General features: G+C 67.4%; 19 protein-coding genes. 13 read left to right on the top strand and 6 right to left on the bottom strand.

Going from position 1 to position 18,494, the window contains the following annotated elements; all coding sequences use genetic code 11:
• Nucleotides 1-412: 412 nt before the first annotated feature.
• The 10 genes from E3O25_RS04475 (at nucleotide 413) to E3O25_RS04430 (ending at nucleotide 10,383) form a co-directional block, all read left to right on the top strand.
• Nucleotides 413-1,225, top strand: a complete 813-nt coding sequence (locus E3O25_RS04475) for an IclR family transcriptional regulator (RefSeq protein ID WP_092109742.1) — start codon at nucleotides 413-415, stop codon at nucleotides 1,223-1,225.
• A 111-nt stretch (nucleotides 1,226-1,336) separates the two neighbouring features.
• Complete coding sequence (locus tag E3O25_RS04470; RefSeq protein ID WP_134360559.1) at nucleotides 1,337-2,518, top strand: 4-hydroxybenzoate 3-monooxygenase; 1,182 nt, start codon at nucleotides 1,337-1,339, stop codon at nucleotides 2,516-2,518.
• 17 nt (nucleotides 2,519-2,535) lie between these two features.
• The gene (pcaH, locus tag E3O25_RS04465) at nucleotides 2,536-3,339 is read left to right on the top strand and encodes a protocatechuate 3,4-dioxygenase subunit beta (RefSeq protein WP_092109744.1); all 804 of its coding nucleotides are present in this window, start codon (nucleotides 2,536-2,538) and stop codon (nucleotides 3,337-3,339) included.
• The gene (gene pcaG / locus E3O25_RS04460; RefSeq protein WP_092109746.1) at nucleotides 3,332-3,907 is read left to right on the top strand and encodes a protocatechuate 3,4-dioxygenase subunit alpha; all 576 of its coding nucleotides are present in this window, start codon (nucleotides 3,332-3,334) and stop codon (nucleotides 3,905-3,907) included. The genes pcaH and pcaG overlap by 8 nt, the downstream gene beginning before the upstream one ends.
• Nucleotides 3,900-5,387 (top strand): lyase family protein, encoded by a 1,488-nt coding sequence (locus E3O25_RS04455; RefSeq protein ID WP_134360558.1) that lies wholly within the window; start codon nucleotides 3,900-3,902, stop codon nucleotides 5,385-5,387. Before pcaG ends, E3O25_RS04455 begins: the two co-directional genes overlap by 8 nt.
• On the top strand, nucleotides 5,384-6,652 hold the full coding sequence (locus E3O25_RS17865) for an alpha/beta fold hydrolase (protein ID WP_134360557.1): 1,269 nt from the start codon (nucleotides 5,384-5,386) through the stop codon (nucleotides 6,650-6,652). Before E3O25_RS04455 ends, E3O25_RS17865 begins: the two co-directional genes overlap by 4 nt.
• Nucleotides 6,653-6,665: 13 nt before the next feature.
• Nucleotides 6,666-7,460 (top strand): CoA transferase subunit A, encoded by a 795-nt coding sequence (locus E3O25_RS04445; RefSeq protein WP_092109761.1) that lies wholly within the window; start codon nucleotides 6,666-6,668, stop codon nucleotides 7,458-7,460.
• Complete coding sequence (locus tag E3O25_RS04440) at nucleotides 7,460-8,134, top strand: 3-oxoacid CoA-transferase subunit B (protein WP_092109763.1); 675 nt, start codon at nucleotides 7,460-7,462, stop codon at nucleotides 8,132-8,134. The genes E3O25_RS04445 and E3O25_RS04440 overlap by 1 nt, the downstream gene beginning before the upstream one ends.
• A 58-nt stretch (nucleotides 8,135-8,192) precedes the next feature.
• The gene (locus tag E3O25_RS04435) at nucleotides 8,193-9,416 is read left to right on the top strand and encodes an acetyl-CoA C-acetyltransferase (RefSeq protein ID WP_174721708.1); all 1,224 of its coding nucleotides are present in this window, start codon (nucleotides 8,193-8,195) and stop codon (nucleotides 9,414-9,416) included.
• A 79-nt stretch (nucleotides 9,417-9,495) separates the two neighbouring features.
• Nucleotides 9,496-10,383, top strand: a complete 888-nt coding sequence (locus E3O25_RS04430; RefSeq protein ID WP_134360556.1) for a zinc-dependent alcohol dehydrogenase — start codon at nucleotides 9,496-9,498, stop codon at nucleotides 10,381-10,383.
• A 157-nt stretch (nucleotides 10,384-10,540) separates the two neighbouring features.
• Here the strand turns inward: E3O25_RS04430 and E3O25_RS04425 are convergent, their stop codons facing one another.
• The 3 genes from E3O25_RS04425 to E3O25_RS17665 all read right to left on the bottom strand — a co-directional run bounded on the left by E3O25_RS04425 (nucleotide 10,541) and on the right by E3O25_RS17665 (nucleotide 13,339).
• Nucleotides 10,541-11,764 (bottom strand): acyl-CoA dehydrogenase family protein, encoded by a 1,224-nt coding sequence (locus E3O25_RS04425; RefSeq protein WP_092109767.1) that lies wholly within the window; start codon nucleotides 11,762-11,764, stop codon nucleotides 10,541-10,543.
• A 428-nt stretch (nucleotides 11,765-12,192) separates the two neighbouring features.
• Nucleotides 12,193-13,062, bottom strand: a complete 870-nt coding sequence (locus E3O25_RS04420; protein ID WP_134360555.1) for a metal-dependent hydrolase — start codon at nucleotides 13,060-13,062, stop codon at nucleotides 12,193-12,195.
• A gap of 154 nt (nucleotides 13,063-13,216) precedes the next feature.
• On the bottom strand, nucleotides 13,217-13,339 hold the full coding sequence (locus tag E3O25_RS17665) for a hypothetical protein (RefSeq protein ID WP_255408738.1): 123 nt from the start codon (nucleotides 13,337-13,339) through the stop codon (nucleotides 13,217-13,219).
• A 202-nt stretch (nucleotides 13,340-13,541) separates the two neighbouring features.
• Between E3O25_RS17665 and E3O25_RS04415 the strand changes: the two genes are divergently transcribed.
• A complete protein-coding gene (locus E3O25_RS04415) occupies nucleotides 13,542-13,787 on the top strand; it encodes a hypothetical protein (RefSeq protein ID WP_092109771.1) in 246 nt (81 codons plus the stop codon).
• A gap of 45 nt (nucleotides 13,788-13,832) precedes the next feature.
• Here E3O25_RS04415 and E3O25_RS04410 read toward each other — a convergent pair whose 3' ends face one another.
• The 3 genes from E3O25_RS04410 to E3O25_RS04400 all read right to left on the bottom strand — a co-directional run bounded on the left by E3O25_RS04410 (nucleotide 13,833) and on the right by E3O25_RS04400 (nucleotide 17,285).
• Nucleotides 13,833-15,179 carry a threonine/serine exporter ThrE family protein gene (locus E3O25_RS04410; protein ID WP_092109773.1) on the bottom strand — a complete coding sequence of 449 codons (1,347 nt, stop codon included), beginning with the start codon at nucleotides 15,177-15,179 and terminating at the stop codon, nucleotides 13,833-13,835.
• Nucleotides 15,176-16,363 carry an acyl-CoA dehydrogenase family protein gene (locus tag E3O25_RS04405; RefSeq protein WP_092109969.1) on the bottom strand — a complete coding sequence of 396 codons (1,188 nt, stop codon included), beginning with the start codon at nucleotides 16,361-16,363 and terminating at the stop codon, nucleotides 15,176-15,178. The genes E3O25_RS04410 and E3O25_RS04405 overlap by 4 nt, the downstream gene beginning before the upstream one ends.
• A 64-nt stretch (nucleotides 16,364-16,427) precedes the next feature.
• Nucleotides 16,428-17,285 (bottom strand): DUF4349 domain-containing protein, encoded by an 858-nt coding sequence (locus E3O25_RS04400; protein WP_092109775.1) that lies wholly within the window; start codon nucleotides 17,283-17,285, stop codon nucleotides 16,428-16,430.
• Between the two features lie 143 nt (nucleotides 17,286-17,428).
• On the opposite strand from E3O25_RS04400, the gene E3O25_RS04395 reads away from it, so the two are divergent.
• Both E3O25_RS04395 and E3O25_RS04390 read left to right on the top strand, forming a co-directional pair.
• Nucleotides 17,429-17,650, top strand: a complete 222-nt coding sequence (locus E3O25_RS04395) for a hypothetical protein (RefSeq protein WP_092109971.1) — start codon at nucleotides 17,429-17,431, stop codon at nucleotides 17,648-17,650.
• Between the two features lie 3 nt (nucleotides 17,651-17,653).
• A complete protein-coding gene (locus E3O25_RS04390; protein WP_092109777.1) occupies nucleotides 17,654-18,493 on the top strand; it encodes an alpha/beta fold hydrolase in 840 nt (279 codons plus the stop codon).
• The last annotated feature ends 1 nt before the right edge of the window (nucleotide 18,494 follow it).

The raw sequence follows: 18,494 nt of genomic DNA, 5'->3' as shown, positions 1-18,494 counted from the left end.
ACCCCGCAAAACACTCGGCGGCATCACACCCACTCAAGCCATGCAACGACTACTGTCAGAGCCAGAAATACCCATCGTTGCGACGACCGGTTGAATCCGCCCACTGGTTCATGCCCATCCTGGCCCAGTGCGCCCGAATTTGGCACGCTCCGATGCGGCCACGGTACCGGCCCGAGCGCCGAACTCTCAGCGCCCGGGGGCTAATTCAGGAAATCCGAGCAGGGAAACGCGGGGTCCCGCGAGTTTCCGGGGCGCACCGAGCCTGACCACCCGACTTTCCTGATTTAGCCACAGAGACACCGGCTCTCTGGGCAGAAGAACGGATGACGGCGGCCCGGCAGGTCGCGCTGCCAACGGATGTCGGCGGTCACGCCCTTCCATTCAGTGGAAGCAACCGGTAGCGTGGCCGGTTATGAGCGGAAAACCAGCACAGAAGCGCGTGAGCGCCGGCGTCGCGGCCGTCGACGATCGTTCCGTCGCGGCTCGACTCTTCGCCATTCTCGACGCCTTCGCCGCTCCGGCCGGGGCGACTTCGCTCACACTGACCCTCACGGCCATCGCTCAGCGGGCCGGCCTCCCGCTCTCGACCACGCACCGGCTCGTGGCCGAGTGGGTGGGGTGGGGCGGTCTGAGCAAGCACGAGAATGGCCAGTACTCGCTCGGCATGAAGCTCTGGGAACTCGGCGTGCAGACCCCCACGGCCCGCAACCTGCGCACCATTGCCCTGCCCTACCTTGAAGACCTCTACGAGACGACGCGCGAGCACGTGCACCTCGCCATTCTCGACGGCCGTGATGCCCTGTACCTGGAAAAGCTCTCGGGCCACCACGCCGTGCGCTTGATCTCCCGGGTCGGAGCGCGCCTGCCACTGCACTCCACCGGGGTTGGCCTGGTGCTGCTCGCCTATGCCCCCTCCGACGTGGTGCAGCAGTATCTCGCGACCAGCCTGCAGCGCTTTCTGCCGCGAACGGTCACCGAGCCCGAGGCGGTGCGCAAGCGTCTCGCCGAGATTCGCCTGCTCGGCCTCGCCCGAATGTCCGAGGAGATGACCGCCGGCTCAAGCTCGATCGCCGCCCCGATTCGCGACCGCACCGGCCAGGTCGTGGCGGCGGTCTCAATCGTGACCCGCACCACCGACACCATCGATGCGGAGCAGGAGCGGGCGGTTCGGGTGGCCGCCCAGGGCGTCAGCCGGGCGCTCGGTTATCGCCGGGCTCAGCAGTGAGCTGAATCGACATATTGTCAACACTTTCACTGAGTGGAAGACGTGCACCGGGGAGCTGACCGGCGCAGCACACTGATCCCACACCCCCTGTCATCGTCGCTAGGAGAACCTGTGCCCCACGAAACCACCCGCGTCGCTATTATCGGCGCCGGTCCCGCCGGTCTTCTCCTCAGCTGGGCCCTGCAGGGCGCCGGCATCAACTCGATCGTCGTCGAAAACCGTTCGCAGGACTACGTGCTGGGCCGCATCCGCGCCGGCGTCCTGGAACAGGGCTCGGTCGAAACGCTGACCCGTCTCGGGGTCGGTGACCGACTCGCATCCGAGGGATTGCAGCACGACGGCATCTACCTGCAGTACGCCGGCGAGCGCCACAACGTGAACTTCAACGAACTGATCGGCCGCACCGTCACCGTCTACGGCCAGCAGCAGGTCGTCAAAGACCTCGTCACCGCACACGAACAGGCCGGATCGACCATCTACTACGAAGCCTCCGACGTGGCCGTCGACGGCCTGTTGACCAAAAACCCGAGCGTCACCTTCGTGCACGACGGAGAACGGCACACCATCGACGCCGACTTCGTGGTGGGCGCCGACGGTTTTCACGGTATCTGCCGTGCGTCGATCCCCTCCGAAGAAATCACACTCTTCGACCGCAGCTACCCCTACGCCTGGCTCGGCATCCTCGCCGACGTCGCACCGTCCTCCGACGAGCTCGTCTATGCCCTGCACGAAGACGGATTCGCCATGCTCTCGATGCGCTCTCCCGCGGTGTCCCGCCTGTACCTGCAGGTTGACCCCGCCGACGAGATCACGAACTGGTCAGACGACCGCATCTGGGAGGCCCTTCACACCCGCCTCGGCACCCCCGGCTGGAGCCTGGCCGAAGGCCCGATCACCGACAAATCGATCACCCCGATGCGCAGCTTCGTCGCCTCGCGCCTCGCCTACGGCAACCTGTTTTTGGTCGGCGACGCCGGCCACATCGTGCCGCCGACCGGCGCTAAAGGCCTGAACTCCGCCATCTCCGACGTCACAGAGCTCGCGGCGGCCCTCACCGCCTTCTACGCCGACGACGACTCCCTCCTCGCCGGTTACAGCGAGAGCGCGCTGGCCCGGCAGTGGCGGGTGCAGCAGTTCTCCCGCTGGATGACCGAGATGCTGCACACCAGCCCCGGCGACCTGCAGACCGGCGCCTTCGACTATCGCAGCCAGCTCGGCCAGCTCGACTACCTCACCCATTCATTACTCGCCCAGCGCATGCTCGCCGAGCAGTACACCGGCCTCAAGCTCTAACCCGGATCGAGGAGACCATGACCCAGCAGACCACACCGCGCCGCGGCACCGGCCCGGCCAGCCAGAATGAGATCACCGCCGAGATCGAAGCGATCGAAACGGATGCCGCAGCCCGCGTCGCCGCCGGCGCCCCGCCCGAACTGCAGCCGCGCCGCGACTACCCGCCGTACCGCAGTTCCCTGCTGCGCCACCCCACCCACGAGCTCGTGCGCGTCGACCCGGAAGAGGTTGAGCGGGTCTCGCCCGCCTTCGGCCACACCGACGTCAACGTGCTCGAAAGCGACCTCACCATTCAGCACGCCGGCGAACCGATCGGCGAACGCATGACCGTGAGCGGCCGCGTGCTCGACGGCGAGGGCCGCCCGGTGCGACACCAGCTGATCGAGCTGTGGCAGGCCAACGCCGGCGGACGCTACGTGCACAAACGCGACCAGCACCCGGCTCCGCTCGACCCCAATTTCACCGGGGTCGGCCGCGCCATCACCGGGGACAACGGCGAGTACTCGTTCACCACGATCAAGCCCGGACCTTACCCGTGGAAGAACCACATGAACGCGTGGCGACCCGCGCACATCCACTTTTCGCTGTTCGGCACCGCCTTCACGCAGCGGCTGATCACGCAGATGTACTTTCCCGGCGACCCTCTGTTCGCGCTCGACCCGATCTACCAATCCATAGCGGATGCCGATGCGCGCGCCCGACTTGTCGGGCAGTACGACCACAGCCTGAGCGTGCCCGAATTCTCGCTCGGCTACCGCTGGGACATCGTGCTCACCGGACCCAAATCAACCTGGATGGAAAGCGAAGACGCCGATGAGTGAGCCCACACCTGCCCTCCAGACCCCGTCACAGACCGTCGGCCCGTTCTACGGTTACGCGCTGCCCTATGCCGGCGGGCCCGAGCTGGTTCCCGGGTACCATCCCCGCGCCATCCGCTTTCACGGCACCGTCACCGACGGCGCCAATGAGCCGATCCTCGACGCCCTGCTCGAGATCTGGCAGGCCGACGAGAGCGGCGCGCTCGTGCGAGAACTCGGCAGCCTCGACCGCGATGGCTTCACCTTCACCGGATTCGGCCGCTGCGCGACCACGATCGCCGGGCACTACACCTTCACGACGCTTAAGCCGGGGGCGGCCGGCACGGCGGCACCGTACATTCTGGTGACCGTGTTCGCCCGCGGAGTCACCCATCATCTGTTCACCCGCGCCTACTTCGCCGAAGACGCCGCGCTGCACGAGGCCGACGCCGTGCTCAGCAGCCTGCCGGCCGACCGCCGCGACACGCTCATCTGCGTCTCCGAAGGAATCGTCGGTGGCGCCGAATCGTACCGTTTCGACATTCGTGTGCAGGGCGAGAACGAGACCGTCTTCCTGGATTTCGATGCCTGAGCACACCTTTGACGCCGGGCTGCTCAACCCGCTCAGCCACGGCACCCGCGAATGCGAGCTGACCAGCGATCAGGCCTGGCTGCAGGCCATGGTCGACGCCGAACTCGCGCTCACCCGGGCGCTCATCGATGCGGGCGTGGCCCCCGAGTGGATGCTCACCGTCTGCGACGCACTCGCCGACGCGAGCCAGTTCGACCTCGGTGCGATCGCCGCCGAGGCGCGCGGCGGCGGCAACCCGGTGATTCCGTTTGTGAAGCACCTCGGTCGGGCGGCCGAAAGGATGCGCGCCGGAGCCTCCGATCATCTTCACGTCGGCGCGACCAGTCAGGACATTCTCGACACGGCCGCCATGATCGTGGCCCGCCGGGTGACCGGCGAACTCATCCACCAGCTCGATGCCCTCGGTACTACCCTCGCCGACCTCGCCGACGAACATCGCGGCACCGTGATGAGCGGCCGCACCCTCGGCCAGCAGGCTTCGCCGACGAGCTTCGGTTTCGTTGCGGCCGGCTGGCTCGATGCCGTGCTGCTCATCGTCACCCGACTGGACGGTATTGCCGACACCCTGCCCGTGCAACTCGGCGGAGCGGTCGGCAACCTGGCCGTGCTCACCGAAATCGCCCGGGCTCGACGCAGCGACGTGGTGGCCGCCGACGTTCTGCGGGTCGTGCTGGAGCGCTTCGCCCACCATGCAGGCCTGGTCGTGCCGCGCCTCAGCTGGCACACGAACCGGGTCGTGATCTCCGAACTCGCCTCCGTGCTCGCCGCCGCAACCGGTGTCGCCGGCACCATCGCCCTCGACGTGTCGGTGCTGTCCCGCACCGAGATCGCCGAGGTCAGCGAACGCCTCGCCCCCGGCCAGGGCGGATCCAGCGCCATGCCGCACAAGCGCAACCCCGTCTCAGCCGTACTGATCACGGCGGCGGCGTTGCAGACGCCGGGTCTCGCATCCACTCTGTATGGCAGCATGCTGGCCGAAGACCAGCGTCCGAGCGGAGCGTGGCACGCGGAATGGCAGTCGCTGCGGGTGCTCGAACGGCTCACGATCTCGGCGGTGACCGGTGTGGCGTCGCTCGCTGCCCGCCTCGACGTCGACCGAGACCGCATGCGGGCCAACCTCGACCTCACCGACGGGCTCGTGTTCAGCGAGCGGGTCACCACCATTCTGGCCGAATCCGTCGGGAAAACCACCGCTTTCGCGCTCGTGGAACGCGCCTCGCAGGAGGCATACGAGACGAACCGGCCGCTGCAGGTCGTGCTCGCGAGCGTGCTTATCGCCGAGGGCTGCAGCGACGCGCTGCGCGCTCAGATCTGGGCCACGTTCAACTATGAGGGCGAACCGGGCCAGTCGGCGGCCGGCATCGCGCGCGTCGTGCGTGAGTTTCGCCGGCGAGCGGATGCCGCGAAGCGAGCAGTGTCGGTGGCAGACGATATCGTCGAAGCAGACGCCCCTTCGACCAACGACGTGAGGATTTCATGAGCCAGCCCGTGTTGCTCTGCACCGTCGAGCCGGCGCGAAACGGCAACCCCAACGCGCCGCTCATCGTGCTCGGGCCCTCGCTCGGCACCACCACCGATCTCTGGGTGAGCGTCGTTCCCGCGCTCGCCGAGGCCCACCGGGTGCTCTGCTTCAACCTGCCCGGGCACGGATTCAGCCCGCGCGCGACTGAGGCGTTCACGATTGAAGAGGTCGCCGACGCCGTGGTCGGCCTGGTCGACTCGCTGTCTGTCGAGACCTTTGTCTACGCCGGCATCTCGCTCGGCGGCGCCATCGGACTCGCCCTCGCCGTGAACCACCCCGATCGCCTCACGAGCCTCGCCGTGCTCTGCTCCGGTGCGAAGATCGGCACGTTTGACGCCTGGACCGACCGTGCCGCCGGCGTGCGCGCGAGCGGCACCCCCTCGCTGATAGCCGGCAGTGCGGCCCGCTGGTTCGCGCCCGACTTTCTCAGCCGCAACCCCAAGGCCGGCGCCCACGCGCTCAACCAGCTGCTCGATATCGACGACGAATCGTACGCACTCGCCTGCGAAGCGCTCGCCGTCTTCGACCAATCCGAGGCCCTCAGCAGCATTCGCACGCCCGTGTTGTGCGTCTCCGGCGAGTTCGACGAGGTGACCCCCACGGCGCATCTACACCAGCTGGCCGCGCGCATTCCTGGGGCGACCACGGCCGTGATCCTGGGCGCCGCGCATCTGCCATCGCTGGAGCGCCCGGCTGAGGTCGGCGCACTGCTGAACGAGTGGATCGCCGGGGCCGGGGCTGCGGGTGTGGGTGCGGCTGCGGCCTCGCAGCCGGGCGATGCGGCCGAGCCGCTGTCGGCGCACCGCACCGCGGCATCCGCTTACGCCGACGGCATGGTTGTGCGCCGCGCGGTGCTCGGCGACACGCACGTCGACGCGGCAACCGCCGCGATCACGCCCGAGACCGCCGTGTTCCAGGACTTCATCACCCGCTACGCCTGGGGCGAGATTTGGACCAGGCCGGGTCTCGACCGGCGCACCCGCAGTTTTCTCACCATTGCCGCGCTCGTCACCGGCGGGCATGAGGGCGAGCTGGCGATGCACGTGCGGGCCGCGCTGACAAACGGGCTGACCCGTGCCGAGATCAGCGAGGCCATTCTGCACACCGCCATCTACGCGGGCGTTCCCGCCGCCAATGCCGCGTTCGCCGTGGCCCGGCACACCTTCGCCGGGCTCGATGCAGCTTCGAACACTCCCGACGACTCCACCATCCGGCCCAGCTGAAGGACCTCGCATTATGGACAAGACCTATCCCTCCGCTGCGGCTGCCGTCGCCGATATTCCCGATGGTGCTTCGCTCGCCGTTGGCGGGTTCGGCCTGGTCGGTGTGCCGATCGTGCTTATTCGGGCGTTGCTCGCGCTCGGCAGTAGCAACCTGCACGTCGCGTCGAACAACTGCGGCGTCGATGGGTGGGGGCTGGGCGAGTTGCTTCGCGAGGGTCGGATCAGTCGGGTGATCGCGTCTTATATCGGTGAGAACAAGGACTTCGCGCGCCGGTATCTTGGCGGTGAACTCGAGGTCGAGCTCACGCCGCAGGGCACCCTGGCCGAGCGGTTGCGCGCCGGTGGCACCGGAATTCCGGCGTTCTTCACGGCAAGTGGTGTGGGCACGATGGTCGCCGACGGTGGCCTGCCGTGGCGCTACGGCCCCGACGGCGAGGTGACGGTGTCGAGCCCGCCGAAGGAGACCCGGCGCTTTTCCTCGCTCGGCAGTGAGAAGGAATACGTGCTGGAAGAGGCCATCGTCACCGACTACGCCCTGGTGCGCGCGAAGAAGGGTGACCGTCACGGCAACCTCGTGTTCGAGAAATCGGCGCGTAACTTCAACCCGGTGGCTGGGATGGCCGGCCGCATCACCATCGCCGAGGTCGACGAGTTGGTTGAACCGGGCCAGATCGACCCGGACGAGGTGCACCTCGCCGGCATCTATGTGAACCGCATCGTGCAGTTGGGTGCGGTGGACGCGGCAGATTTGCCGATTGAGAAGACCACGACGCGGCCGCGGCCGTCGTCTGAATTTGGAGCGAACTGATGGCCCTCACCCGCAACGAAATGGCGGCCCGCGCCGCCCAGGAACTCGCCCCGGATTCGTATGTCAATTTGGGCATCGGCCTGCCGACGCTCATCCCGAACTTTCTGCCCGAGGGCGTGCACGTGGTGCTGCACTCCGAGAATGGGGTGCTCGGCGTGGGCCCCTACCCCTGGGAGGGTGAAGCCGACCCCAAGCTGATCAACGCCGGGAAAGAGACCGTCACTGTCAACCCCGGGGCGGCGTATTTCGATTCGGCGCAGAGCTTTGGCATGATTCGTGGCGGGCTCATCGACGTGGCCGTGCTCGGCGCGATGCAGGTGAGCGTGGTCGGTGACATCGCCAATTGGGCGGTGCCGGGCAAGATGATCAAGGGCATGGGCGGTGCGATGGACCTCGTGCACGGCGCCGACACCGTCATCGTGGTGATGGAGCACGTGACCAAGTCCGGCGAGTTCAAGATCAAGAAGGTCTGTGACCTGCCGCTCACCGGTAAGGCCGTCGTCACGCGCATCATCACCGACCTGGCCGTGATCGATGTCACCCCGGAGGGCCTGGTGCTGCGTGAGGTTGCGCCCGGCGTCACCGTCGACGAGGTACAGCACGCCACCGAGGCGACCCTGCTCGTGCCGAGCCCGCCGACTACCATCACGACTCTGATCGGCGCCGGCGCATGACGCTGTCCGCGCTGCCCGGGGCTATCCTGACCACCACGATCGTTATCGGAGTCACCGCATGACCGCTACCGCGCTGCGTCAGGTCGTTATTTGTGAACCGCTCCGCACGCCGATCGGCCGCTTCGGCGGCGCGTTCAAGACGGTCGCGCCGGCCGACCTCGCCGCGACCGTTATCGCCGCGCTCATGGACCGCACCGGCCTCGACGGTGCCGTCGTCGACGATGTTATCTTCGGCCAGGCTTACCCTTCGGCGGAGGCTGCGCCGGTCGCTCGGGTCGCCGCCCTCAATGCGGGGTTGCCCGTCACGGTCGGCGGGGTGCAGGTCGACCGCCGCTGCGGCAGTGGCCTGCAGGCCGTCCTCGACGCGGCGATGCAGGTGCAGACCGGGGTGAGTGATCTGGTGATCGCCGGCGGCGTCGACGTCATGAGTCAGGCCCCGCTGTACACGGTCGATTCCCGCTGGGGCCTGGCCGGAACGGCCGGCGTGCTGCTGCGCGACGCCCTCGGTCGCGGCCGGGAAACCGCTGGTGGACGAAACTATCCGGTGCCGGGCGGCATGCTCGAAACCGCTGAGAACCTGCGCCGCGACTACAACCTCGACCGGGTCGAACAAGACGCCCTCGCCGTGGAATCCCAGCGCCGTGCCCTCGCCGCCGTCGCCGACGGGTGCTTTCTCGAGGAGATCGTGCCGGTCACCGTGCCCGGCCGCAAGGGTCCCGTCGTGGTCTCGGTCGATGAAACCCCGCGCGAAACCACCCTCGAGGCCCTCGCCGGTCTCAAACCGATCATGGGCAAAGCGGATGCCGCCGCCACCGTCACCGCCGGCAACGCCAGCGGGCAGAACGACGCCGCAGCCGCGTGCATCGTCACCACCCCGGAGCGCGCCGCCGAACTCGGCCTGACCCCGCTGGTTCGGCTGGTCTCCTGGGCGCGGGCCGGCGTCGAACCCTCGCGCATGGGCCTTGGCCCGGTGCCCGCCACGAAGCTCGCGCTCGAGCGGGCCGGCCTCGGTCTCGCCGACATGGATCTGATCGAGCTCAACGAGGCGTTCGCCGCGCAGGTGCTCGCCGTCACCCGGGAGTGGAACTTCACCCCGGAAGACTGGGCCCGCACCAACGTCAACGGTTCCGGCATCAGCCTCGGCCACCCGGTCGGCGCCACCGGCGCCCGCATCCTCGCCACCGCGAGCCGCCACCTGCAGCGCACCGGCGGCCGTTACCTCCTCGAAACCATGTGCATCGGCGGCGGTCAGGGACTCGCGGCCGTCTTCGAACGCGCCTAACGGCATCCGCTTCGCCGAGGTGTGAGTTTGGGTGCGAAATTCGCTGAAAATTGCCCCAGACTCACACCTCACTGAGCGGATGGCTACCAGCGGGCGCTGCGGGCGGCCAGCGCGGTGCGCAGACTCGCGGCTTCCCGCAGCGAGCGGCAGCCGCGTCGTCGCCATCGGCGAAGGCGTCACCGAGATCAAGGTGGGCGACCGCGTTGGCAACGCCTGGCTGTGGAGCGCCTGCGGCACCTGCCAGTACTGCCGCACCGGCTGGGAAACGCTGTGCGAGTCGCAGATCAACGGTGGCTACAGCGTCGACGGATCCTTCGGTGAGTACATGATCGTCGACGCCAGGTTCGCCGTTCCGTTGCCCCAGGATGCCGACCCGGTCGACATCGCGCCCATCCTCTGCGCCGGCGTCACCGTCTACAAGGGGCTCAAGATGACCGAGGCCATCGCCGGCCAGTGGGTCGTCGTCTCCGGCATCGGCGGACTCGGCCACATCGCCGTGCAGTACGCCAAGGCCATGGGCTTTCGCGTGGTGGCGGTCGACGTCGCCGACGACAAGCTCGCCCTCGCCACCACGCACAGCGCCGAGATCGTCATCAATGCGCTCCACGAGAACCCGGTCGAGGTCATCCAGGCCAAGGCCGGCGGCGCCCACGGCGTGCTCGTCACCGCCGTGCACCCGGCCGCCTTCGGCCAGGCCATCGGCATGACCCGCCGCGGCGGCACCATCGTCTTCAACGGCCTGCCGGCCGGCGACTTTCCGGCGCCCATCTTCGATATCGTGCTCAAGGGCCTGACCATTCGCGGCTCCATCGTGGGAACCCGCCAAGACATGGAGGAAGCCCTCGCCTTCTACAACCGCGGCGAGATCCACCCCACCGTCTCCAGCCGCACGCTCGGCGAAGTCAACACCGTGCTCGACGAGATGCGCCACGGCAAGATCGACGGCCGCGTCGTCATCCAGTACTAACGCACCAGTAAAACGGATGCCCGGAGTCGCCTGTCGAGGCGGCCCCGGGCATCCGTTACCTGCGTCGCGGAATCTCGCCGAGCCGTGAGTTTCAGCCCGAAACGCGTCGAAACCCACGCCTCGGCGACTGCGGGGGCATCCGTTTCGGCGCGACCTGCTATTGGAACGCGGAGATGCCGGTGATGGCGCGGCCGACGACGAGGGTGTTGATCTCGTAGCTACCCTCGTAGGTGTAAAGCGCTTCGGCGTCGGCGAAGACGCGGGCCATGCCATAGTCGGTGGAGATTCCGTTGCCGCCGAGCACCGAGCGGCCGAGCGCGACGGATTCGCGCATGCGGGCGCTCGAGGAGGCCTTGGCCATGGCGGCGTGCTCGGGCCGCAGCGTGCCGGCCTGCTGTAGTTGGGCGATGCGCACCATCGTGCCCAGCGACGACGTCGCGTTCTCGAGGATGCGCACGAGCTTCTCCTGCACGAGCTGGAACGACGCGATGGGCTTGCCGAACTGCTGGCGTTCGAGGGCGTAGCGCAGGGCGTAGTCGTAGGCGGCGAATTGCAGTCCGACGGTCTGCCAGCCTACCCAGACTCGGGAGTTGGTGAGCAGCCGGTTGGTGTCGCGAAAGCTCGTGGCTCCCGGCAGCCGGTCGCGTTCGGCGACCACGACATTGTCGAGGGTGATGGTGGCGTTCTGCACGATGCGCAGGGCGATCTTGTTCTCGATCTTTTCGGCCGTGAACCCGGCCAGGGCTGAGCTGACGATGAAGCCCTTGATCTGGTCGTCGGCGGTGTCGCGCGCCCAGACGAGTACGTTCGCGGCGAAGGTTCCGCTGCCGATCCAACGTTTGACGCCGTTCAGGATCCAGGAATCGCCGGAGCGGCTGGCGGTCGTCTCCATGTTGCGGGAGACGTCGGAGCCGTGCTCCGGTTCGGTGAGCGCGAAGGCGCCGATCTTGCGCAGCGAGACGGCGTCGGCCAGATACCGTTCGCGCTGGTCATCGGTGCCGAGCTGGGCGATGGCCGCCGCGAACAGACCGCTGTGCACGCCGACGAAGGTAGAGATCGAAGCATCAACACGGGACAGCTCGACGGTCATGAACCCGTGCAGCAGAAAGTTGTCACCGCGCGCGCACAGGTCGACGAGGTTGAGGGCGGTGAGCACGGGGATGATCTCGAACGGAAAAGTGGCGTTGTTCCAGTGCTCGGCCACGACCGGGCGCACGTCACGCTCGAACACCTCACGGGCAGTCGCCACAAGCTGCTGTTCCTCGGGGGTGAGCAGGTCCTGGTAGGAGAAGAAATCGGCGGTCGGCCCGGTGAAGAATTCGGGGGCGGGGGCATCCGCTGCGCGGTTCTCGACCGGGGTGTTGTCGACGACGATGCTCATGGGGATGGTCCTCTCTGACCGGGTACCCCTGAATTCTGCGCCAGTACGCGGAATTGCGCAATCTATTGCGCCACAACCGTGCAGATTGCCCGAACGGATGGCGATTGGCACGCGCAGCCTGCTCGTTCTGCGATGCCGGGCAGCACGCGTCACCGGGAGCTGGCGACCCGGCCCGTCGCTGGCGTTTCGATGTGCGGATACACGTGTCGGTGGCGGTGTCTGCCCTGGGAGCAGCCACAGACATCGGCTCGAGGGTCGGGTGCCGTTCATGGAACCGGCGCTGCGGCTGGGCACGTCCCAGACCGAGCAGCCGCCTCGGATGCTGCCCCGTGAGAGCGCGTGATCGAGGTGTGAGTGTGACGCCCGTTTAAACGATTCAACGTCGCGAGACTCACACCTCGGCGCAGCGCGGCCCGCAGCGCGGCCTTTCAGCGCGAGGCGGAGGCGTTCATGGTCAGCACGTCGGTGCCGTCCTGGTCGTGCAGGGCCAGCGTCACCGTCACGACACCGAGCGTGCCGAGAGATGTCACGTGGGTGCCGCCGCAGGGGATGCGCGCGCTCGCGCCGGGCAGCTCGCACACCCAGTAGCGGCGGTCGGTCAGCCGGTCGCCATCGCGGTCGACGCGCACCCCGGCATCTGTTTCGATCCAGCCGGTGAGGGTGGCGTTGACGGTCGCTTCGATCGAGGCGAGCGCCTTGGCCAGGCCCTCGACCGCGAAGCCCTTCTTGCGCAAGGACTTGCCGAGCCGGTAGGTGTCGACGGAGGCGTTCGGCCCGATCAGGGATTCGTCGATGGCGAGGCCATCGAAGTCGGGGCGGCCGAGCGCGTCGGGGCGTACCTCTTTCTTCCAGCGGTCGGCGAGGGCGGCGTTGAGCGCGAGCGAGGCGAGGTGGCAGCCGGTGTGTCCGGCGCTCGTGGAATCCCGCAGGCCCTCGTCGACCTCGACGGTGACGGTGTCGCCGGCCGACAGCCCGGCCGCATCGACCACGTGCACCACGACGAAGGCCCAGCCGGGCGTTCCCTTGGCCACCGGAATATCGACGCCGATGTACAACGCCGATCCGTCGGTCGCTCCCACGATGGCGTCCTCGACCGGCCAGAAGGCAGCGCCGTGGTGCAGCAGCGCCAGGTCGGGTCCCTGGTCGGGCCAGCCGGCATCGACCGGATGCACGCAGGTCGCGTCGAGCAGTACGGCCGAGCGTCCGTCGCCCAGCGGCATGGAATGCAGCACGGTCGCCTGGATGTCGACGGCGCCGCCCGGGTAGAGCACGCGGGTGTCTTCGGTGGGCAGGGTCATGGCTGGTCCTTTCTATGCGGCCGGGCGGCGAAACGGATGCGGTCAGCCCGGCGGTTGCGCCGCCACCCGTGGCGAATCGACCGGTCACGCCGTGGCGCGCGAGAAAAAAGGGTGCCGCCACGATCGTGGCGGCACCCCGTGCGCTGGTTGGAACCTAGCTCTTGCGGGCCCGAGAAGCGGTCTCTTCAGACTTCGCCTTCTTGTCGGCCCTCTTTTCCTTGAGGGACTTGTCGGCAACCTTCTTGGTTGCATCCTTTTTCGGTGATTTGTCAGCCATTGTGTACTCCTTCGCGCCGAGCCGTGGGGCCCCGTCACCTTGAGAATACGCGGGTTTGCCGCAAACGTCATCTTGCACGACCGACCGGGCGCCCCGAACCGGTCACCCCGGCCAACCCGGCTCGACGAGCCCTGTGCACGGCTGCCGGTGTGCCGTATGCTGTCGCTGCATTGAACCCCTACCTCGTTGAAAGGTCACCGTCATGAGCCATAGCGCCACCTACCGGGCAGTACTCTTTGGACCGAACCCGATCGCCGCCGGAACCGAGGTGGAGCTGGAATACATCGACGGCGAATACCAGGACGTGATCGTGCTCGAGGCGGTCGAAGACACCGAAACGATCAGTCGCACCTACAAGCGCGGTCGCGAGACCGAGGAACCCATCCCGTACCGCTTCGTCGAGGAAGACGTGGCCGAGGACGAGGGCGAGGCTGACGTTCCCAACTGACCGGCGGCGGCATCCGTTTCAGAGCGGATGCAGCCACCCCGGATTCTAAATTCGCTTGGTGGAGTCGCGGCCGAGCCGCACCGGCAGGGCCATCAGTGGTCCCACGAAGCGGCGCTGCAGCCGGCGGGCCGGACCCCAGACGATCTGCACGACGTACTGCGACAGCAGCGCACCGGCAGCGAGGGCCATCGCGATGCCTGCTGCGGTCAGCAGTGAGAGCAGCCCGTTGATGTCGCCCTCGGAGAGTTTGAGCAGCCCACGAAACAGGGTGAGCCCGGGAACGAGCGGCACCAGGGCCGTGACCATGATCACGAGCGGGGGAGTGCGCACCATGCGCGCGGCAACCGCCGCGAGCAGGCCGACGCCGAGGGCGCTCGCCGCCGACGCCCAGACCAGGCCGAAACCTCCCGCAATCCCCGCGACGAACAGAAATTCGGCGAGGGCGCCCAGCACGCAGACCACCCAGACGGCCCGCCAGGGAACCTGCACGGCGAGCGCGAACCCGATCACGATCACGACGGCGGCCACGAGCAGCACCGGCAGCACGGCGAGAGTCACGATCGGGTTCGCATCGATCTCGAGCATGAGGCCGAATCGGGCGAGGAACAGCGCGGAGCCGGACACTCCGCTGACCAGGCCGGCCGTGATCAGCAGCGCTTCCACCAGCCGCGCCGTGCCGGTGAGATAGAACCCCGACAGCGTGTCATGCACGGCGCCGAAGGTGGTCACACCGGCGAGAAGCATGATGATGGTCGCCACGATCACCAGGGAGGGGTTCGCGGTGGGGTCGATCACCCCGACGATCGCGGCGACGATCGGGCCGATCGCGCCGCCGACAACGGTTTGGTAGAACAGCGGGACCTGGCGGTGATCGAGCACCGACGTGATCCAGTCGATGATCCAGGTCGCCACGAACGCGGCGATGATCACCGTCGGTCCGGCGCCGATCAGAATGGCGGCGCCCGTACCGACCAGACTCCAGCCGATGCGCCGCCACTGCCGGGGCACCTGCGGCTTAGAGCTGACGATGGTCGCCAGAATCTTGCGGGCCTCGTTCACGTCGATCGGTTTCTCGATGATGTCCGCGATCAGCTCCGAGGTGGCAGTGAGCTTGGAGTAGTCGAGCGTGCGGTATTTCACATTGCGGCTGCGGATGATCGACTCGTGCGTCACCGCGTCTTCCTGCGTGAGCGTGATCGTCGTATGGGTGATGTTGGCGTCGGTGCCTTTGAGCCCGTAGGCGCGGGTGAGCGCGATCATGGCGGCGGTCGCATCTTCGGCACCGGCTCCGGCGGTGAAGATAACCTCGGCGAGGCGCATCGTGAGGTCGAGAACAGATCGGGTGTAGCCGGAATGGTCGAGGGTGATGGCGGTGGTTTTGCTGAAACTCATGAGGTCTGCACGTCCAGAGGGCCCAAAACGGATGCTGCGGCGGTCGCGTGCGCGGAATCCGCGTCGGAGGGGTGGAAGAAACCGGCGAGCACATCGCGGTAGAGCCGCCCGAGTTCGGACGTCGCGCCGTAGGCGGCGCCGCCGGCAACCTGCACGGCGGTGTCGACAACGAACTTGGCGTTCTGCGTGGCCCGATATTTGAGCCCGGAGAGCTGGGCGAACCAGGCCGGCCCGACGGTGAAGGACCGGTCGTCGACAGCGCGGGCGAGAGCGTCGATCTGCGGGTAGATGCCGTCCATCGCAATGACAAGGTCGCCGACCCGCCAGCGCGCCACGGGATCCTGCGCGTGCATGCGCCCGTCGTTCTTCAGCGAGGTGCGCCGGTTCGCGCCCAGGGCGGCGAGTTCGAGGGCGCGCGCTCCGATGCCGGTGTACACGGCGCTGAGCAGAATCTCAAAGTTGGCAAAGATTCCGGCCACGAGCGGGTCGCCGTTCGGGCCGACCGGCAGCCGCCGCACGACCCGGTCGGGACGGGCCAGGGCGCGCTCGAGCACGGTGCTCTGGCTCTGGCTGGCGCGCATGCCGAGGGTGTTCCAGTCGTCTTTGGAGCGGATGCCGGCATCCGCTTTCTCGAGAAACGCCCAGACGATCGCCGGGGCGTCCGGGTTCGACGAGTCAAGGCCGAGGGTGCCCAGTCGGGTCCAGGCGGGCGAGAGCGAGGTGAAAACCTTGGTGCCGGTGAACCGGTAGCCGCCATCGGGCTGCGGGCAGGCATCCGTTTGAGAACCGAACAGCACCAGGTCGTTGCCGGGTTCGCTCACGCCGAAGGCGAAGATTTCGCCTTGGCCGGCCTCCTCGAGCAGAAAATCGAGGGAGTGGTCGCCCTGCGCGTGCAGGCTCGCGGCGACGGCGGTCCAGATCAGGTGCATGTTCACGGCGAGGGCGGTGGCCGGTGCGTGCGCGGCGAGCAGGGTCTGGTCACGCACGGTCTGCGCCAGGGTGCGGCCGAGTCCGCCGAACCGGGTCGGTACCAGGGCGCGCAGGTAACCGGCCGCGACGAGTTCGGCCAGGTCCTCGGTGCAGAACGCGTTATCCCGGTCGTATTCCGCGGCTCTCGAGCGGATGCCGGCCAGCAGCTGCGCCGACAGCAGCGGCTTGTTTTGGTCGGTGGCGGGTGCAGAAATGGGCGCTGCCGGAGAGGTTTCGGGCAGGGCTATCGCAGGGAGGAACTCGGTCACACCGACAAGCCTATGCAGCCTTACGACGCCGCGCGAACAGCCGCACGATCAAAAGCACAATTGCCCCGAAAATCGCCAGGACCACCAGCCAGGGCAGGGCCACTCCGAGGCCGATCAGCAGGCCACCGAGCGCGGTCACGAGCGCCGTCCAACCGGCAATGATGCCGGTCCAAAAGTTGTCAGGGCCGCCGGCGGCGACGGTGCCCTCCGAAACCAGTTCGAGCTGCACCGTGGAATAGTCGATCTGGTCGGAAAGGAAGTCGCGCTGGGACTGCAGGCTTTCCAGCTCGCCCTGCCGGCTCGACAAGGCACTTTCGATGCTGATCAGGTCGGCCGTCGTGGTGGCCGACGCCATCAGGGCCAGAAGCCGGTCGACCGAGGTGGTCAGCGCGGTGATGCGAGCGTCAAGGTCCTGGCTCTGCTGCGTGACGTCCTGGGCGGTGAGCGAGACGAAATTGACCCGGCCGAGTTTCTTGAGTTCGGCGATGGTGTGGTCGAGTTCGTCGGACGGAATGCGCAGGGTGAGGGTCGCGCTCGCCGACTGAATGTCAGTGACCGGGTTTTCGCTGCGACTGTCGACCCGGCCGCCGGCCTGTTCGGTGATGGTACGGGCCGATTCGCTCGCGGCGACCGGGTCGGCGGCGGTGATCGACATGGATCCGGTGGTGATGACATCCCGGTTGGACGTGTTGACGTCGCCGGTGGTGCCGGTGACCGAATTGTCGGGGGTGCCCTCCGCCGGAACGACACCGTCCGACACGCGCCCTCCGGACGAGTCGGTGCTCACCGAGCCGGAGCTGTTTGCCGTGCAGCCAGCCAGCAGCACGGCCGTCAGCAGCACCGCGATCACACCCCAGGTTTGTCTCATGCCTTACTGTATGAGCGCGCCGACGGCGCACACTGGAGGCAGTCTGGGAGTCGGATCACAATTAGGACTCGACGTCTGCCCCCCGAAGTATGGTCGTGGAGTCGGCCGTTCAACCCGACTGCACACACGATCAGGAGGACAACATGGGATTCGTAGACGATGCCAAGGATGCACTCGACGCCACCGGTAAGAAGATCGGCCGGGCGGTAGACGACGCCAAGGACCGCATCGAAGACCGGGCCGATGAGGCCAAGGCCGATGCCAAGGTGAAGAAGGCCGAGGGTGAGGTCAAGCACGCCGAAGCCGAGCGCAACGCGACCGAGGCCAAGAATGATTTCAAGGCCACCCTGCGCGACGATAATTAGCCTATGACCTGGTGGGCGAAGCGGATGCGCAGAATGCGTCGGCCTCGCCCACCGCTGTTGCACGTGGCAACGGATGCCGGAACCGGCCCGGTCGTGATCCTCGTGCACGGCATCGCCTCGTCGTCGGTCACCTTCTACGAGGTGATCCCGCTGCTCACCCCCAACCACCGGGTGATCGCCGTCGACATCCTCGGGTTCGGGCAGTCGCCGGCGCCGGACGGGTGCGAATACCGGCTGGAGGATCACGTCGGGGCGCTGGCCACGACCATCCGCTCGTTGAAGCTGCGGGAGCCGTTCGTGCTGGTCGGGCATTCGCTCGGCAGCCTGATCAGTACCCGCTACGCCACCATGGAACGGCACGGCCCTGTTGCGACGTTCTGGCGCCGGCTGAGCGGTCGCGGCACGGTGTCGCGCATGGTGCTCGTGGGGCCGCCGGTCTACGTCTCGCCGAGCGATATCGGTGACCCCCGGGTCAAGGCGCGGGTGAGCGCCTACCTGCGCGCCTACGATTTTCTGCGCGCCAACAAGGAGTTCACGATGGCCAACGTCGCCTTCCTGTCGCGGCTGCTGCCCAAGGGCATCTTCGAGCTGACCGAGAAGACCTGGACTCCTTTCATCAAGTCGATGGAACACTGCATCGAATCGCAGACCGTGGTGAGTGATATTGCGAGCCTCACCGTTCCGGTCGACGTGATCTACGGCGCGCTCGACGCGTTCATCGCGCAGGGCAGCCTGACCATCATCGAGCGGATGCGCCACGTCACCATGCACCGCGTCGAGGCCAACGACCACATCATTCGCCGGCGGTTGGCGCGGGTGCTCGTGAAGGTCATCGACAGCTGAA

Source organism: Cryobacterium sp. TMT1-3 (genome assembly GCF_004402315.1).
In the GTDB taxonomy this organism is placed as follows: Bacteria; Actinomycetota; Actinomycetes; order Actinomycetales; family Microbacteriaceae; genus Cryobacterium; species Cryobacterium luteum.
Note: the sequence above shows the minus strand (reverse complement) of the source record. Positions and strands in the feature narration are given on the sequence as shown.

Bases quoted from the DNA above. Each gene is read 5' to 3' on its own strand.
- E3O25_RS04410 (WP_092109773.1), bottom strand. From the start codon at position 15,179: ATGAGTTTCAGCAAAACCACCGCCATCACCCTCGACCATTCCGGCTAC.
- E3O25_RS04475 (WP_092109742.1), top strand. From the start codon at position 413: ATGAGCGGAAAACCAGCACAGAAGCGCGTGAGCGCCGGCGTCGCGGCC.
- E3O25_RS04395 (WP_092109971.1), top strand. From the start codon at position 17,429: ATGGGATTCGTAGACGATGCCAAGGATGCACTCGACGCCACCGGTAAG.
- E3O25_RS04390 (WP_092109777.1), top strand. From the start codon at position 17,654: ATGACCTGGTGGGCGAAGCGGATGCGCAGAATGCGTCGGCCTCGCCCA.
- E3O25_RS04415 (WP_092109771.1), top strand. From the start codon at position 13,542: ATGAGCCATAGCGCCACCTACCGGGCAGTACTCTTTGGACCGAACCCG.
- pcaH (WP_092109744.1), top strand. From the start codon at position 2,536: ATGACCCAGCAGACCACACCGCGCCGCGGCACCGGCCCGGCCAGCCAG.
- E3O25_RS17865 (WP_134360557.1), top strand. From the start codon at position 5,384: ATGAGCCAGCCCGTGTTGCTCTGCACCGTCGAGCCGGCGCGAAACGGC.
- pcaG (WP_092109746.1), top strand. From the start codon at position 3,332: ATGAGTGAGCCCACACCTGCCCTCCAGACCCCGTCACAGACCGTCGGC.
- E3O25_RS04420 (WP_134360555.1), bottom strand. From the start codon at position 13,062: ATGACCCTGCCCACCGAAGACACCCGCGTGCTCTACCCGGGCGGCGCC.
- E3O25_RS04435 (WP_174721708.1), top strand. From the start codon at position 8,193: ATGACCGCTACCGCGCTGCGTCAGGTCGTTATTTGTGAACCGCTCCGC.
- E3O25_RS04455 (WP_134360558.1), top strand. From the start codon at position 3,900: ATGCCTGAGCACACCTTTGACGCCGGGCTGCTCAACCCGCTCAGCCAC.
- E3O25_RS04445 (WP_092109761.1), top strand. From the start codon at position 6,666: ATGGACAAGACCTATCCCTCCGCTGCGGCTGCCGTCGCCGATATTCCC.
- E3O25_RS04430 (WP_134360556.1), top strand. From the start codon at position 9,496: ATGGCTACCAGCGGGCGCTGCGGGCGGCCAGCGCGGTGCGCAGACTCG.
- E3O25_RS04400 (WP_092109775.1), bottom strand. From the start codon at position 17,285: ATGAGACAAACCTGGGGTGTGATCGCGGTGCTGCTGACGGCCGTGCTG.
- E3O25_RS17665 (WP_255408738.1), bottom strand. From the start codon at position 13,339: ATGGCTGACAAATCACCGAAAAAGGATGCAACCAAGAAGGTTGCCGAC.
- E3O25_RS04440 (WP_092109763.1), top strand. From the start codon at position 7,460: ATGGCCCTCACCCGCAACGAAATGGCGGCCCGCGCCGCCCAGGAACTC.
- E3O25_RS04425 (WP_092109767.1), bottom strand. From the start codon at position 11,764: ATGAGCATCGTCGTCGACAACACCCCGGTCGAGAACCGCGCAGCGGAT.